At 57.5% G+C, this 15,408-nt stretch carries 15 protein-coding genes; 9 read left to right on the forward strand and 6 right to left on the reverse strand.

Annotated elements, in window-relative coordinates:
- Positions 1-38 precede the first annotated feature (38 nt).
- From IEX74_RS13430 to IEX74_RS13440, 3 genes are all read left to right on the forward strand, one after another.
- A complete protein-coding gene (locus IEX74_RS13430; protein WP_188814491.1) occupies positions 39-2,099 on the forward strand; it encodes a DUF2264 domain-containing protein in 2,061 nt (686 codons plus the stop codon).
- Between the two features lie 245 nt (positions 2,100-2,344).
- The gene (locus IEX74_RS13435) at positions 2,345-4,498 is read left to right on the forward strand and encodes a glycoside hydrolase family 43 protein (RefSeq protein WP_188814492.1); all 2,154 of its coding nucleotides are present in this window, start codon (positions 2,345-2,347) and stop codon (positions 4,496-4,498) included.
- A gap of 51 nt (positions 4,499-4,549) precedes the next feature.
- Positions 4,550-5,722, forward strand: coding sequence for a glycoside hydrolase family 88/105 protein (locus IEX74_RS13440; RefSeq protein ID WP_188814493.1), 1,173 nt, complete (start codon positions 4,550-4,552; stop codon positions 5,720-5,722).
- A gap of 230 nt (positions 5,723-5,952) precedes the next feature.
- On the opposite strand, the gene IEX74_RS13445 is transcribed toward IEX74_RS13440, so the two are convergent.
- The 3 genes from IEX74_RS13445 to IEX74_RS23260 all read right to left on the reverse strand — a co-directional run bounded on the left by IEX74_RS13445 (position 5,953) and on the right by IEX74_RS23260 (position 7,062).
- Positions 5,953-6,126, reverse strand: a complete 174-nt coding sequence (locus tag IEX74_RS13445) for a DUF2256 domain-containing protein (RefSeq protein ID WP_188814494.1) — start codon at positions 6,124-6,126, stop codon at positions 5,953-5,955.
- Positions 6,127-6,278: 152 nt separating this feature from the next.
- A complete protein-coding gene (locus tag IEX74_RS23255; protein WP_229755279.1) occupies positions 6,279-6,656 on the reverse strand; it encodes a LytR/AlgR family response regulator transcription factor in 378 nt (125 codons plus the stop codon).
- A gap of 127 nt (positions 6,657-6,783) precedes the next feature.
- The gene (locus IEX74_RS23260) at positions 6,784-7,062 is read right to left on the reverse strand and encodes a LytR/AlgR family response regulator transcription factor (RefSeq protein WP_229755280.1); all 279 of its coding nucleotides are present in this window, start codon (positions 7,060-7,062) and stop codon (positions 6,784-6,786) included.
- A 95-nt stretch (positions 7,063-7,157) separates the two neighbouring features.
- Here IEX74_RS23260 and IEX74_RS13455 point away from each other — a divergent pair, with 95 nt between their 5' ends.
- From IEX74_RS13455 to IEX74_RS13465, 3 genes are all read left to right on the forward strand, one after another.
- Entirely contained in the window at positions 7,158-8,180 is a 1,023-nt protein-coding gene (locus tag IEX74_RS13455) for a zinc-binding alcohol dehydrogenase family protein (RefSeq protein WP_229755281.1), read from the forward strand.
- A gap of 14 nt (positions 8,181-8,194) precedes the next feature.
- On the forward strand, positions 8,195-8,983 hold the full coding sequence (locus IEX74_RS13460; RefSeq protein WP_188814495.1) for a hypothetical protein: 789 nt from the start codon (positions 8,195-8,197) through the stop codon (positions 8,981-8,983).
- A gap of 105 nt (positions 8,984-9,088) precedes the next feature.
- Positions 9,089-9,817 carry a class I SAM-dependent methyltransferase gene (locus IEX74_RS13465; protein WP_188814496.1) on the forward strand — a complete coding sequence of 243 codons (729 nt, stop codon included), beginning with the start codon at positions 9,089-9,091 and terminating at the stop codon, positions 9,815-9,817.
- 98 nt (positions 9,818-9,915) lie between these two features.
- Here the strand turns inward: IEX74_RS13465 and IEX74_RS13470 are convergent, their stop codons facing one another.
- Entirely contained in the window at positions 9,916-11,121 is a 1,206-nt protein-coding gene (locus tag IEX74_RS13470) for an anhydro-N-acetylmuramic acid kinase (RefSeq protein WP_188814497.1), read from the reverse strand.
- A 262-nt stretch (positions 11,122-11,383) separates the two neighbouring features.
- Between IEX74_RS13470 and IEX74_RS13475 the strand changes: the two genes are divergently transcribed.
- Entirely contained in the window at positions 11,384-11,827 is a 444-nt protein-coding gene (locus IEX74_RS13475) for an acyl-CoA thioesterase (RefSeq protein ID WP_188814498.1), read from the forward strand.
- Positions 11,828-11,936: 109 nt separating this feature from the next.
- Here IEX74_RS13475 and IEX74_RS13480 read toward each other — a convergent pair whose 3' ends face one another.
- Positions 11,937-12,476 carry a DinB family protein gene (locus tag IEX74_RS13480; RefSeq protein WP_188814499.1) on the reverse strand — a complete coding sequence of 180 codons (540 nt, stop codon included), beginning with the start codon at positions 12,474-12,476 and terminating at the stop codon, positions 11,937-11,939.
- Between the two features lie 139 nt (positions 12,477-12,615).
- Here IEX74_RS13480 and IEX74_RS13485 point away from each other — a divergent pair, with 139 nt between their 5' ends.
- Positions 12,616-13,194, forward strand: coding sequence for a PPC domain-containing DNA-binding protein (locus tag IEX74_RS13485; RefSeq protein ID WP_188814500.1), 579 nt, complete (start codon positions 12,616-12,618; stop codon positions 13,192-13,194).
- A 142-nt stretch (positions 13,195-13,336) separates the two neighbouring features.
- On the opposite strand, the gene IEX74_RS13490 is transcribed toward IEX74_RS13485, so the two are convergent.
- Entirely contained in the window at positions 13,337-14,320 is a 984-nt protein-coding gene (locus IEX74_RS13490; RefSeq protein WP_188814501.1) for a pyruvate dehydrogenase complex E1 component subunit beta, read from the reverse strand.
- Between the two features lie 730 nt (positions 14,321-15,050).
- On the opposite strand from IEX74_RS13490, the gene IEX74_RS23505 reads away from it, so the two are divergent.
- On the forward strand, positions 15,051-15,239 hold the full coding sequence (locus tag IEX74_RS23505; protein ID WP_188814502.1) for a winged helix-turn-helix transcriptional regulator: 189 nt from the start codon (positions 15,051-15,053) through the stop codon (positions 15,237-15,239).
- Positions 15,240-15,408 lie beyond the last annotated feature (169 nt).

A 15,408-nucleotide genomic window follows, 5' to 3' on the forward strand; every position in this document is an offset into this window, starting at 1 on the left:
AGTACTTGCCTGCTTCGCCAGTCAGGGTACTTGGCTTAATGAAAAACAGCACCTTACTCGCTTTGGGCTTGGCCTTGCTGCCGGGTACCCTGGCGCACGCCCAGACCACCCCGCCTACCACCTTCACGACAACCGTCGCGCGCCCTGATACCAAGCTGCCGCCTTTCAAAATAGAGCAGCCCGACAAGAAGCTCAGCCCTTTCACGGGCATGACGCGCAAGCATTGGCAGCAGGCCGCGCAGTATCTGCTCACGGGCGCTTTCAGCTACATCCACACGCTCGACGACCCGATGCAGTTTCCGAAGCAGCCGGGTAAGAGCTATCCGCGCAATGCGGGGCAAGTGCCGACGGAAAAGCTCGAAGGCCTGTGCCGCACGCTGTTTATGGCCGCGCCACTGCTGAAGGAAAACCCTGGGCTAACGCTGAACGGCGTTAAAGTAGCCGACTACTACCGCCACCAGCTAAGCCGGTTGGTAGACCCTGGCAGTGACACCTACATCAAGCCGCGCGCCGCCAACGGCGGACCCAGCCAAAACCTGGTGGAGTTTGGCGGCTTGTCGGTGGCCCTGTTTGCCGCGCCCGAAGTGCTGTGGGACCCGCTGCCTGAGACTACCAAGAAAGCCCTGGCCGCCACCATGCTCAGCTACGGCGACGGCCCGACGGTAGCACAGAACTGGCGCTACTTCAACATCTTCATTCTCAGCTTCTACAAAAGCCGGGGCTACCAGGTGAACGAGAAGCTGATGGAGGAGTACCTGCAAAAGCAGCTGACCCACTACCGCGGCGAGGGCTGGTACCACGACGCACCCGCCTACGATTACTACAGCATGTGGGCCTTCCAGATGTACGGCCGCCTGTGGTCGGAGTACTTCGGGCGGGAGCATTACCCGGCCATAGCCCAGCAGCTGAATGCCAACTTCGCCCCGCTCAAGGACAACTACCCGTATATGTTTGGGCGCGACGGCAGCATGATTATGTGGGGGCGCAGCATCGCCTACCGGTTTGCGGCGGTGGTGCCGTTCCCGCTGATGGGTTTGCACCCGGAGCCGGGCACCAACTTCGGCTGGATGCGGCGCATTGCCTCGGGCGCCATGCTCCAGTTCCTGGAAAACCCTGACTTCTTGCAGGATAACATTCCGAACCTAGGTTTCTACGGCCCCTTCGATCCGGCGGTGCAGTCGTACAGCTGCCGCGGGAGCGTGTTCTGGCTGGCCAAAGCGTTCCTAGGTCTGTTGGTGCCTGCCGATAGCCCTTTCTGGACGGCCACGGAGAATGAAGGCGCCTGGGCGACGAAAGAGCTGGCGCCGGGCACGGTGTTCAACAAGTACGAGCCGGGCTCCAACATCCTCATCACCGACTACCCGAACAGCGGGGCCGCCGAAATCCGGGCGTGGTGCCACGTGCCTGTCATCGGGGCGGGCGAGCCGTTTCGCGGCAGCGAGAACTACAACCGCCTGAGCTACAACAGTGCTTTCCCCTGGCAAGCCGATGGCCCAAACGGCGAGGTAGCCATGAACTACGTCTTCAAGAACAAGGAAAATCAGTGGGAGCCCCTGCGCCTCTACACCTTCAGGCGCTTCGAAGATGGCGTGTACTACCGCGACGCCGAGCTGGAAACCAACAAAAACCTGCGCCTGAGCCTGGCCGACATTACGTTGCCCAACGGCATCCTGCGCGTGGACAAGAACACGGGCTCCGAAGTCACGGCCGTGCGCCTGGGCCACTATGCGCTGCCACAGCTTGGAAATCAACCCATTAAGCGGGAAATGCGCAAAGTGCGCGGCCGTCAGGTGCAGCTCATCAGCAACGGAACTTATCAGTTGGCGCTGGTGCCGCTCAGCGGCTGGGAAACAGCCGAGGCAGTAGACGCCAAGGGCTTGCACCCCGCCAGCAATGCCAGTACGGTGCTCGACGCCGCGGCTACTTTCGTGCCCGGCAAGGAGCCCATCTATGCCACGCTCATGCTCTGGAAAAAGGCTGGCCAGAAGTGGACCGACGATGAGCTGGTACCGGTGAAAAAGTTAGCCTATTCCGCCCAGAATAACAGTGTGCAGGTCGACTTCGCCGATGGTAGCAAGAAGATTGTGCAATTCAAATAACTCAGGAACCCGACAAAAACTGCGCAACACGCGGCACCGACAGCAGCCTTCGAACGCAACCGATGTTGTTGAGAAATAAGGTTTTGCAAAGGAGAGAAGACTGTTGCCGGCTGGCCAGGCGGGAGTGGGAACTCGCCGGGTTGGCTTCGGTGCCGCGTACGCGCAGTTTGTGCCGAAAACCTAGGTTGTGTAGCGCGGAAATCCGTTCCGCGCTACACAACCTAGGTTTTAATTCATAACGATTGATGAAACGCCCTTTCGCCCTATTGCTTCTGCTGCTTAGCACGTTGGTGCTAACTGCGCCTGCCACGGCCAAGCCGCCTAAAAAAGAGCCGTACAGCGCCTATTTGTTCGCCTATTTCACCGGCAACGACAAAAACGAGGAAGCTATCCGCTTTGCCCTGAGCAACGACGGCTACCACTACGTGGCCCTGAATGGCAACCGGCCGGTCATCAGCTCGGCCGCCATCAGCGAAACCGGTGGGGTGCGCGACCCGCACATTCTGCGCGGCGCCGACGGCAAAACGTTCTACATGGTAGCTACCGACATGGTATCGGCCAAGGGCTGGAGCTCCAACCGCGCCATGGTGCTGCTGCGCTCTACTGACCTGATTACCTGGAAGTCCAGCATTGTCAACATCCAGAAGAAGTACCGCGGCCAGGAAGACTTGCAGCGGGTGTGGGCTCCGCAAACCATTTATGATGCGAAAGCCAGGAAGTACATGGTGTACTTCTCGATGAAGCACGGCAAAGACCCCGACAAGATCTACTACGCTTACGCCAACAAGGACTTTACCGACTTAGAAGGCGAGCCGAAGCAGCTGTTTTTCAGTCCTACCAACGGGTCCTGCATCGACGGCGACATTGTGCAGAAAGACGGCAGAAACTATTTGTTTTTCAAGACGGAAGGCCAGGGCAACGGCATCAAGATAGCCGTATCGGACAAGCTCACGGGAGGCTACGTGCTGCAAGACAAGTACGTGCAGCAAACTACCGACCCCGTGGAAGGCGCGGGCACCTTCAAGCTCAATAACTCCGACGACTACATCCTGATGTACGACGTGTACACCAAGGGCAACTATCAGTTCACGCGTACCCACGACTTGCAGCACTTCACGGTGGTAGACAGCGAAGTGAGCATGAACTTCCACCCCCGGCACGGCACCGTGCTGCCCATCACGGCCACTGAAGCCGCGCGCCTGGCCGCCCGCTGGCTAGCGCCAACTGATGTGCTGCCGACCGCGCAAAACCTAGCTATTCGGAAGAACAATACCGTCGTGGATAGCCTAGGTGGGAAGGTGTCTTTCTTCGTGAAGCCGGGCACTAATCTTAAATCGTTTGATCCAGCTTTCGCCACCTTTTCTGGGGTGACGGTGGCACCCACCGGCGCCCAGGATTTCACCAAAGGACCCGTGCGCTACACCGTGAGCGTGGGTAGCCGCAAGCAGGCGATAGATATTCAGGTCACCGACCCACACAACCCGGTTTTGAGCGGCTACTACGCCGACCCGGATATTCTGTACTCGCAAAAAACCGGCAAGTTTTACCTCTACCCCACCAGCGACGGATTCACCGGCTGGTCGGGCACGTACTTCAAGACGTTTTCTTCCAATGACCTGGTGAACTGGAAGGATGAGGGCGTGATTCTGGATCTGCCCAAAGACGTGAGTTGGGAAAAAACCCGGGCCTGGGCGCCGACCATCATCGAGCAAAAGACGGCCAGCGGCTATAAGTACGCCTATTATTTTTGCGCGGGCGCCAAGATCGGAGTAGCACTGGCCGATAATCCGACCGGCCCGTTTGTCGACTCTGGCAAGCCTCTGCTCGACCAACGGCCCGAAGGCGTAAAAGGTGGCCAGCAGATTGACCCGGCCGTGTTCCGCGACCCGCAATCCGGCAAGCTCTACCTCTACTGGGGCAACGGCTACCTAGCTTGCGCGGAGCTGAACGACGACCTGGTGTCGCTGAAGCCCGGCACCACGCGCGTGCTGACGCCGGACAACACCTTCCGCGAGGGCGTTTACGTGCTGTTCCGCAACGGGACGTACTACTTTATGTGGAGCGAAAACGACACCCGCGACCCTGACTATCGGGTGCGCTATGGCACGGCCACTTCTCCCCTAGGTCCGATTAAGGTGCCAGCCAACAACTTAGTAATCAACAAGGATGCAGCGGCGGGCATCTACGCCACCGGCCACAACTCCGTCATTCAGATTCCCGGCCGCGACGAGTGGTACTTGGTGTATCACCGCTTCACCTACCCCAAGGGCATCACGATGGGCCGGGCCGCTGGCTACCACCGCGAAGTGTGCATCGACAAGCTGGAGTTTAACCCCGACGGCAGCATCAAGCCCGTGACTCCTACCCACGCCGGCATTCAGCCGGTTAAGCTGAAGTAACGCTTTCTTTGCGTGCGAATTACCTTTCCTCCTACTACCTAGGTCGGCTCCATGATAAACCCTAAGCATCTGTTAACCGCCACGCTGATAGCCCTTGTTGGTCTGCTGGACACTGGCTGCACTACTTCCAAAACCTCCAATGCTGGCACCGGAAAAGCCTTGCCGAAGAAAGAGGAAGTGCTGCCGCTCATCACCAAAGTGAACGACCATTGGCAGGCCGAACACCCGCCGCAGCAGCGCGCTTTTTGGGATGTAGCGGCTTACCAGACCGGCAACATGGCCGCCTATGCCGTAACCAAAAACGACAAATACCGGCAGTACGCCGAAGACTGGGCCGTGCATAACAACTGGAAAGGCGCCACCACCGACGACAAGTCGGCCTGGAAGTACAAGTATGGCGAAACGCCTGACTACGTGCTGTTTGGTGATTGGCAGATTTGCTTTCAAACCTACATCGACCTGTACAACCTCAAGCCGGAGCCCCAGCGCATTGCCCGTGCCCGCGAGGTGATGGAGTACGAAATGAGCACCAACCAGAACGACTACTGGTGGTGGGCCGATGGCCTCTACATGGTGATGCCGGTGATGACCAAGCTCTACAAGGTGACGGGCAATCCGCAGTACCTGGAAAAGCTGCACGAGTACTTCAGCTACGCCAACAGCATCATGTACGACTCCGAAACGGGCCTGTACTACCGCGACGCCAAGTACGTGTACCCGCAGCACAAGTCGGCAAACGGCAAAAAGGATTTCTGGGCCCGCGGCGACGGTTGGGTGCTGGCGGGCCTGGCCAAAGTGCTCCAGGATCTGCCGGCCGACGCCCCGCACCGCGCCGAATACCTGAGCAAGTACCTAGGTCTGGCTGCCGCCATCAAAAAGGCCCAGCAACCCGAAGGCTACTGGACGCGCAGCCTCCTCGACCCGCAGCACGCGCCCGGCCCCGAAACCAGCGGCACCGCCTTCTACACCTACGGCCTGCTCTGGGGCATCAACCACGGCGTGCTCAACAAAAAAGACTACCTGCCGACGGTGCAGCGCGCCTGGCAGTATCTCACGACCAACGCCTTGCAGCCCGACGGTACCATCGGCTATGTGCAGCCCATCGGGGAGAAAGCCATTCCCGGCCAGGTGGTCGACAAAAATTCGACGGCCAATTTTGGGGTGGGTGCTTTCCTGTTGGCGGCCAGCGAGATGTACCGCTACCTGGACAAACCTAGGTCGTGATGCTAACTCCGTAGCTGGCACGAGCAAGTAATTACTGGCTTTGTTCGACTGCTCGCTTCCACGGCAGTGGCGACAACGGCAACACCAAGCGAGTAGGATGTGGTAACCTAGGTTCTGCTCTACGAACTTGTTGGCACTGACGGCGGAGAGGCGGAAAGGAATATAGCGTCAGGCCCAACAACACAAGACGGGCTGGCAAGAATGCACCAAGCGTTAGGAAACCAGCAAGGCTAGCTGCCGGCGGACGGCGCTGTTTGCGACCTAGGTTTGTTGCGCTGGCACTTTTCGCCGCAATACTTCACCTCGTCCCAGCAGTTGCGCCACTTCTTACGGTAGGCAAACGGCCGGCCGCAGGTCAGGCACAGCTTGGTGGGCAGGGTCGTTTTGGTGAAGCGGGACATCATTGGCTAAGAAGTTATCCAACTAGGTAAAAACAAAATTCAGTCTGTCATTTCTCCCGTTGGTCGAAATGACTCCTAATTTGATAAGGTCTTACAAGCTAGGTATTGCTGACAACCAGCGAGTTTAGCCTTGGTTCGACTCCTGAACGCAACCTTTACTCCAGCCAGCGTTTTAAGATGGGGGTCCGGTCGCGACTCACCAGGATTTCCTCGGCTCGCGGGGGCCGCAGCTCGATTTTTAGCTTGCCGGCGAAGTAAGGATAGATTTTGTCGATGGCCTTGAGCGACACCAGGTACTGGCGGTTCAAGCGGAAAAACACGGCCGGGTCGAGCAGCGTCTCCAGCTTTTCCAGCTTGTGTTCGAGGGGAAACTTGCGGCCGTCGTGGCGCACCAGGTACACGAGTTCGTGCTGGGTAAAGCAGTAGGCAATTTCTTCCACCGCCACCGGTAGCAGCTGCTCCCCGGCCGTGACCAGGAAGCGCTGCCGGTAGCGCGGCTGGGTGGGCGCGAACTGCTCTAGCAGCTGCTGCACCTTCGCCAGCTGCGACTCTCCTCCCCGTAACTGTTCCTGTGGTGTGGTCTGGGCGAGCCAATACGCATGCTTTTCCAGCGCCCGGGCTAAGTCAGCGCCCTGGATGGGCTTGAGTAGATAGTCGAGGCTAAGCAGCGTAAAAGCCTTCAGCGCATACTCGTCGAAGCTGGTAGTGATAGATGATGGGCGCGCGCACGGCTACCGCGTCGTATATCTCAAAGCTCAATCCGTCGGAAAGTTGAATGTCGGAGAAAATTAAGTCGGGCGCCGGATTCGTACCTAGCCAATGGATGGCCTCGGCCACGCTGGGCAGCACGGCAATGACTTCGACCGTCGGATGCTTGCGCAGGAGCAGTTGCAGGTGCTCCACCGCCAGGTACTCGTCTTCAATGATGAGGGTGCGCATTAGGCGGGTAGTAAGGGCAGGGTAACTTTAAACTCACTACCCCGATTCTCGATAATAACCCCGCCCCGTACACTGCCCCGCGGAAGAACGAAATCGTGGTGAAGAACCACGCCGTGGCCATCAATCCACTGTACTGGATGAAGCAGGTTGGCGGCAACTTTATGTACGGCTGGCTTAAGTACCCCTTCGTCTTGGGCAGCGACCTGGCCGGGGAGGTGGTGGGAGTCGGCGCCAGCGTCTCGCGCTTTAAGGTCGGCGACCGGGTGATTGGTCAGGCCGTGGGCATGGATAAAAAGCGCAACAGATCGGCGGAAGGTGCCTTTCAGGAGTACACCGTGCTGCTCGCTCACATGGCCGCGCCCATCCCCGACAGCCTAGCCTATGAAAGGGCCGCTGTTTTGCCGCTGGGGTTATCTACCGCTGCCTGCGGGTTATTCGAAAAAGACCAGCTGGCGCTCAACCATCCTTCTGCCAACCCCAAACCCACGGGTAAAACGTTGCTCATCTGGGGTGGCTCGACGAGCGTGGGCAGCAGCGCCATTCAGCTCGCCGTGGCCGCTGGCTACGAGGTGATTACCACCTGCTTGCCCCGTAATTTTGACTACGTAAAAAAGCTAGGTGCAAGTCAGGCTTTCGACTACAACAGCCCGACCGTGGTGTCCGACATCAGCAAGGCGTTCCAGGGTAAGACGAGCGCCGGCGCGCTGGCCATCGGCCAAGGCTCGACTGAGGCTTGCCTGGACATCTTGCCTGCCTGCCAGGGCAACAAGTTTGTTTCTATTGCCTCATTCCCCATCGATTTTCAGCAGTTCACGCAGGGCTTGCCGATCTTGCAGTTCCTGCGCCAGGTCCCGAAGATTGTTGGATTCATCGTGTCGATGCTGTTTAAAGCCCGCACGCGGCGCATCGGCACGAACTTTATCTTTGGCACGACGCTCATGAACAACGAAGTTAGCCAACTTATTTACGCCGACTTCCTGCCCCGCGCCTTGGCAGAGGGCCAATTCGTTGCTACCCCGGCGCCGCATGTTATTGGCAAGCACCTAGGTTTTTTGCAAGCTGCTCTGGATGCCCAACGCCAAGGCGTATCTGCCCAGAAAGTGGTTGTCTCGCTATAAGTATTGGTCATTCGATGAGCTACTTCCTTTCCACACTGGTACTGCGCAACGCACCGCTCTATTACTTCGGCTGGGTTTGCTTGGTTGGGGCGCTGGCCTGCGCCGTGCTAATCCGAATCAGTAGCACTCGCGTAAGGGGCATCAACGCCTGGAGCAAGCCACTCAAGTTCTTCGTCTCCGTCAGCGTATTCTCCTGGACGCTAGGTTGGTACCTAGGCTACCTGGGTTCGCGGCCAGCCGTATCGATTTACACTTGGGTGGTAGTGGTGGCATTGGCTCTCGAACTGCTCTGGATTACTGGACAAGCCGCTCGCGGACAACGCTCACACTTCAACCTCAACTCAGCCTTCAACGCGGTGTTGTCGGCGTCGATGGGTGTGGTCGTTGTGGTTTTGATGTTGTGGACGGCCTATATCGGGCTGCTGTTTTGCCAGGCGCCGCTGCCGGACCTGCCGCCGGCTTATGCCTGGGCCATTCGGCTGGGCATCGGGCTGTTCGTGGTTTTTGCCTTGGAAGGTGGGCTGATGGCTTCGCGGCAGGCCCACACCGTGGGAGGCCGTGATGGCGGCCCTGGCCTGCCTGCCGTGGGCTGGAGCACCCGCCACGGCGACTTGCGCGTGGCTCATTTCCTTGGCATGCACGCCTTGCAGGTACTGCCGCTGCTGGCTTGGTACTGCCGGCTTAGCGTGTTGGGCACCGGGCTAGTGGCACTGCTCTACGGCGGGCTGGCGGTAGCGGTGCTCATTCTGGCGCTACAAGGTCGGCCGTTGCGCCGCCGTACGCCCGCTACTGCGCCCGCCTAGCATCTTGCCTTATCCATTCGCCAAACTTTTAATCGAGGACAAGCTTACGTATTGGTTACAAAGCCCCGCTCATCCTAGGTGGCTAAGTCCACGTATCTTCGCCTCATGTCTCACCCACGTACTTCCGATCCGCTCGGTCAGGCACTGCTTGCCTACCAGCACGGCGACCGTCATGCTTTTGTTACGGTGCATTCCAGCGTTACCGAAGATGATCAGCTGCCCGCCAGCTACTTATACCGCACGCTTTGGGAAATGCCCGAGCTAGAGCGCACCGCGCTGGAAGAGTGTCGCGGCCGCATCCTCGATGCCGGCGCCGGCGCCGGTGCCCACGCCCTGGAGCTGCAAAGCCGCGGGTTTGAGGTAAAAGCCATCGATGTATCGCCGGGCGCCGTGGAGGTGATGCAGGCGCGCGGCGTACGCGCAGTAGCCCGCCACGATATATTCGACGCGCCCGCCACCGACGAGCATTTCGATACCATCCTGATGTTGATGAATGGCCTAGGCTTAGTGGGCACGGTCGAAGGCCTGGAGAAATTCCTGATGCATGCCCGCGCCCTGCTCGCGCCCGGCGGCCAGATCCTGGCGACTTCCTCCGACATCAGCTACCTCTACGAAGACGAAGAAGGCGCCCTGGTGTTCAACCTCAACGGCCCGTACTACGGCGAGGTCGAATACACCATGACCTACAAAGACGAAATGGGACCCGGCTTCGCGTGGCTGTTCGCCGATCCTACCATCTTGCAGGATTACGCCGAAGCCGCCGGCTACGAGGTGGAGTTCCTGGAAGAAGACGACCAGCAGCAATACCTAGCCCGCCTGACCTTGCGAGCCTAGCCATCTGTCATTCCGAGCAGCGCGAGGAATCTGAGTTGGGTACCGAGGTATTTAACCCAGATTCCTCGCGCTGCTCGGAATGACAAAGGGTTTCTACCCTAAAACGCGAACGAGATTTTACCCATCGACACGGCGGGGCTGCCCGGCTGGCTGGGTTCAGCGGCCGGGTTCCCGACCAGGCATTCATTCGCCAGCGTGGCAAACAACACCGCTTCTTTCGCATCGGGGTTGATACCTAGGTCGGCGGTGGTGCGGAACGTGAAATTTGGTAAACGCTTGCGTAGTGTGTTCATCACCAAGCTATTGTAAGTGCCGCCGCCGCTGGCGTAAATACCTAGGTTCGCAGCCGTAGGAACCACCGTGCAGCGCTCTACGGCCCGAATGATACCTTCGGCGCTGAACTGCGTGAGCGTGGCAAGCAAGTCGAAAGGGGAGAGGTCGGTGGCTTGGGCGCGCTGTTGGGCGGCGGTTACATACGCCTTACTGAACAGCTCCGGCCCCGTGGTTTTAGGAAAATCAGCAGCAAAGAAAGGATGAGCGAGCAAGGCCGCGAGCAGCGCTTCGTGCACGCGGCCCTGCGCAGCCAGGTCGCCGTTGGTGTCGAAGCTCTGTTTGGGAAAGAATTGCCGGGTGAAGGCGTCGAGCAACGTGTTGCCGGGGCCTACATCTGTGGCAAAAACTTTAGCTGTATCGAGTGAGCCGGGCAGGTAGGTGAAGTTGGCAATGCCACCCAGGTTCAGCAAAATCCGGTCCTCACCAGCTTGCGACAACAGCAGGTAGTCGCCGTAAGCTGCCAACGGCGCGCCTTCGCCACCCGCAGCGGCGTGCTTCTGCCGGAAGTCGCTGATCGTCAGGATGCCAGTACGTACAGCTAGATGGTCGCCGTCGCCGATTTGCAGCGTGGCATTCGGGAAATCGGGGCGGCCGTGTTGGCGCTGGGGGGCGTGAAACACCGTTTGGCCGTGGCTGGCAATACAATCCACTTCAGCAGGGGCTAGGTGCCAGTCGCGCAGGCAGGCCAGCACCATATCCGCGTGCAACAAGCCAATCCAGGGATTAAGCAGGCAAAGCTGCTCGAAGTCGATTTGCGATTTGGCAAATACGCGCCGGATTTCGGCTTTAACTTCTTCAGTATACGGCACCGTCGCAAACTGCTCCACTTGCACCTTTGTGGCAGTGCCGCTGCCCATGAAGCGGCATAGCGCCACATCCAGCCCATCAAGCGAAGTGCCCGACATCAGGCCGATGATGCGCCGTTCCGGCTTCTGCGCAATGGTGACGAGATGGTGCAGGTTTGGATTCATGACGAATGCTTAGCTAAGAACCGCCAAGTTGCAAAACACGACGCCGTTTTCGTAAACTGCAGTCCCATTTGCCACCAGCTTAGGTGCTCTAATTATGGCCGCAGAGCCTGGCTAAGGCTGTTTTGAGCATTATTTAAGCATTCCGGAGTCAGTTCTAAGTAATAAAAAAGTATAAAACAGTACATGGTTTACACGTAAGCAACAGCCATCTACCTAGCTGTTGACTAGTAGCTATTACAATCCCCTCACCGTCTTTTTCTGAATGCAAGCTTACGAGAAAACCTATACCGCACGGTGGGCCGACATGGACCCGAACGTGCACATGCGCCACTCCGCCTACACCGATTACGCCGCGCAGTTGCGCCTGGAGTACCTAGCCGACCACGGCTTTGCCATGCACACGTTCGCTAAGCTAGCTATCGGCCCTATTCTATTTCGGGAGGATACGCGCTTTCTGAAGGAGGTAGGTCTGAGCGAAATGATCCGGGTAACAGCTGAGCTAGCAGGCCTGAACGAAGATGGCTCGCGCTGGCGCATCGTCCACACGATTTATAAAGCCGACGGGCGTCCCGCGGCTATCATTACCGTTGATGGTGCCTGGATGAATTTGCGGCTGCGCAAGCTAACTATTCCTCCAGCCGAACTGGTGGAAGTGATGCGTCAGCTGCCCCACCACGAAACCTACGCGGACATTGTGAAGCAGTGAACTGGTGAGATAGTGAACTGGTGAGGTAGTGAGTTTAATGTTCTTGATTGTGCACATAGAACATCAAAGTCACCACCTCACCAGTTCACTATCTCACCAGTTCACCACCTCACTGTCTCACCGCACGCGTGATGCGCTCCACTTGCCGCTGGTGGTGCAGCACGTGGTCGATCATGAAGTCAAGGGTTTGATAAATGTTGAGCATACCGGAGCGTGGGTGCCGGAAAATAGCCCGACTCAGCAGCTTCGACGGAAACTCATTAAGCAGGCGTTCGAGTCGCCGGCGTACACTTTCCCATTCGCTTTGCAACTGGCTGAGCGGCGGCGCTTCGGCTGGCATCAGTTGCGCTAAGCGCTTCGGTGATTTGAAGCGCAGAAAAGGCACGCGCAGCAACATCCGGAGCAAGCCAGAGCGCAGAAAAGCTCCTACACCAGCTGGCGCGTGGCCTTCCTCCTGCTGTACCTTTTTCTCCAGATACTGCTCAATACCCGTTTCCGCCAGCACTAAATGCTGCACCACCTGCGCCGCCGACCACTGCTCAGGCCCTGGCGATTGGTGGTCTTTGTCGCCGAGTGCTGCGGCCATCTGAAGCAGCTGCGTAGTAGCTCGTTCAAGCTGCTCGAAGCGAATGTGCAAACGGTGATTCATAAGCAGAGCGAATTGGGTGGGAGAGAAGGAAAGCTCAGCGCTAGATACGAGAAATCAACTTACTAGGGCGCAATTAACCTTCCGCAAGCTAGCTTGTTCGTTTCATGTATGTTCCGGTAGTCTACAAGCTATAAACCTCATGAAAGCCAGCCACTTCAAACATCTCGCCGCTACGGCCTTGCTAGTAGCCAACCTTAGCTTAAGCGCTCAGGCGCAAGAGTATGTAGCACCAGTACCGTCGAAACCTGTTGAGCTGGGGAAGGCACCGGGGTTAAAAGTAAAGCTGCTGAGTACTGGTGGGCAAACCAAAACCTACGTCCTGGTTTTTGCCAAGGGTGACGAAGTGGTATCGGGCTTAACGGAGTTTGCCCAAAAATATAATGTAAAGAGCGCCCACTACCAGGCTATCGGCGATGCCACATCGGCCAAAGTAGGCGTGTATGATTATGACCGTAAGATGTTCAAAGTCATACCCATTGCCGAGCCCGCGGAGGTAACCACCATGACCGGCGACATTGCCGTGTTCAATGGCAAGCCGGTAGCACATTCGCACGTCAACCTAGCTACCCCCGACGGCCTCGTGCACGGAGGGCACCTGCTGGAGCTGATTATCGGTCCGACAATGGAGCTGTTTGTGACGGTTGAGCCGACTCCGCTGTACAAAAAGCTGAATACCGAGTTTAACGCCGGCGTAATAGATCCGGCTCTGGCTAAATAAAGCCGATGTGCGCTGTGGCGAAAGACCTAGGTTTCTGTATGGCCTAATCGTATCACTCTCAGATCAAGATCAGCACAAACAGAAAGAGCCGCCCTTGTTATGGGCGGCTCTTTCTGTGTTATAAAGCTATAGAGAAGCTAGGTTAGGCTTTCTGGTACAGAACACCTTTCACCGCCTTCACCGTGCGGGCCACGTTGGGCAGCGACGCTTCGATGAGGGTAGGCGCGTAGGGCAGCGGTACGTCGGCGCAGGTGATGCGCTCTACGGGCGCGTCGAGGTAGTCGAAGGCGCGGCGCTGAATGATGTAGCCCAGCTCGGAGCTGATGCTGGCCAGCGGCCAAGCTTCCTCCACAATCACCATGCGGTTGGTTTTCTTCACCGATTCTACCAGCGTGTCGTAGTCGATGGGGCGTACCGAGCGCAGGTCGATTACTTCGGCTTCGATGCCTTCTTTGGCAAGCTCGTCGGCGGCGGCATACACCACTTTCATCATTTTGCCAAAGCTCACCAGCGTTACGTCTTTACCCTGGCGCACTATGTTGGCTTTGCCGATTTCCAGCAGGTACTCTTCTTCCGGCACCTCGCCTTTGTCGCCGTACATCAGCTCCGACTCCATGAAGATCACCGGATCGGGGTCGCGAATGGCGCTTTTCAGCAGGCCTTTGGCGTCGTAGGGGTTAGAAGGAACGACTACTTTCAAACCGGGGCAGTTCGCGTACCAGTTCTCGAAGTTTTGGGAGTGCTGCGACGACAGCATGCCCGCGTTGCCGGTTGGTCCGCGGAACACGATGGGGCAGGAGTACTGTCCGCCCGACATCGAGTAGATCTTCGCGGCGGCGTTGATTACCTGGTCGATAGCAACCAGCGAGAAGTTGAACGTCATGAACTCAATGACCGGAATCAGGCCGTTCATGGCAGCTCCTACGCCGATGCCAGCGAAACCTAGCTCTGCGATGGGCGTGTCAAGCACGCGCTCCGGGCCGAACTCGTCGAGCATGCCCTGGCTTACTTTGTAGGCGCCGTTGTACTCAGCCACTTCTTCGCCCATCAGGAAGATGCGCTCGTCGCGCCGCATTTCTTCGGATAAGGCTTCACGCAAGGCTTCCCGGAATTGGATGGTCCGCATAGGTATTGGTTGACAGAGAAATCGATAAACTCAGAAAGAAGAAAAGCCGGTGGCAAACCGGCCCGTAAAGCTACAACGCTTGGCGCGGATGGGCAAATTAGCCAGGCAGAACGTCAGGCGGAGCTGATCGAAGCATCTCTACCGCTTCGTTAGAACGTCATTTCGACCAACGGGAGAAATCTCACGCGCTATGGTAACTTCTGACGTCTGCAACGAAGCGATAGAGATGCTTCGATCAGCTCCGCCTGACGTTCTCAAAGAGCTTTGGTGATTTTTAAATAGCCTTAAACTTTTATTGTCAAGTTTTTGAATAATTATCTTAACCTTTCCACCTTTGTAAGTGTAATGTACTTACAAAAATAGCCGGCAGCCACACGGGCCACCGGCTACCCACTACTTGAACAATTGAGCGGCTAAGTAGACAGCGCCACTAGCCCCTCCAATTGCTCCCAGCACCTTCACAAGGAAGACGCTGGTTACCCGGAATCTGCACTCGAAGTACAGTTCATCCGAGTCCGTACGAGCCCTTTTTTCCATTTCCGTTAGAAGTTAGGGTGTATCAGCACCCAATCTTCTGAAACCCCGAACGGGCCAACGTTCGGGGTTTCGCCGTTTATAGGCAACCGTGTTGGCGGGGTGTTTACCGTACGTTGCGCTAAAGATACCAGGCTAGCCTTGTTTCCCGCTACAAATTCAGTCAAGTTGATCCGGCAGGAGTTGGCTTAATGAGGTGTGTGGCTGCGCCACAGGGGATTACAAATCCCCAACTCGCTACAGCCGGATTATAAATCCGGCCGAGCTAGGGAAGTACGCCTATCCTGAAATTCGGCCTCGCGTGGAGTACGAGCTAACCGCCAGCGGCCAGCAAGCTCTACCGGTAGTAGACAGCATCATAGCCTTCGGCCGACAGTATTTATAGAGGAACCGCTCGGCCGGATTTATAATCCGGCCGTCAGGAGGGGCGGACTTGCAGTCCGCTACGTTGGCTGGAGCGGTGCTACCTAGGCTAGCTATTGAGAAGACGTGCAGGTGACCTGTGTGGCTGCGCCACAAGGGATTACAAATTTCCAGCTCCCAACAGCCGGATT

This window comes from Hymenobacter cavernae (genome assembly GCF_014641455.1).
Lineage (GTDB): Bacteria > Bacteroidota > Bacteroidia > Cytophagales > Hymenobacteraceae > Hymenobacter > Hymenobacter cavernae.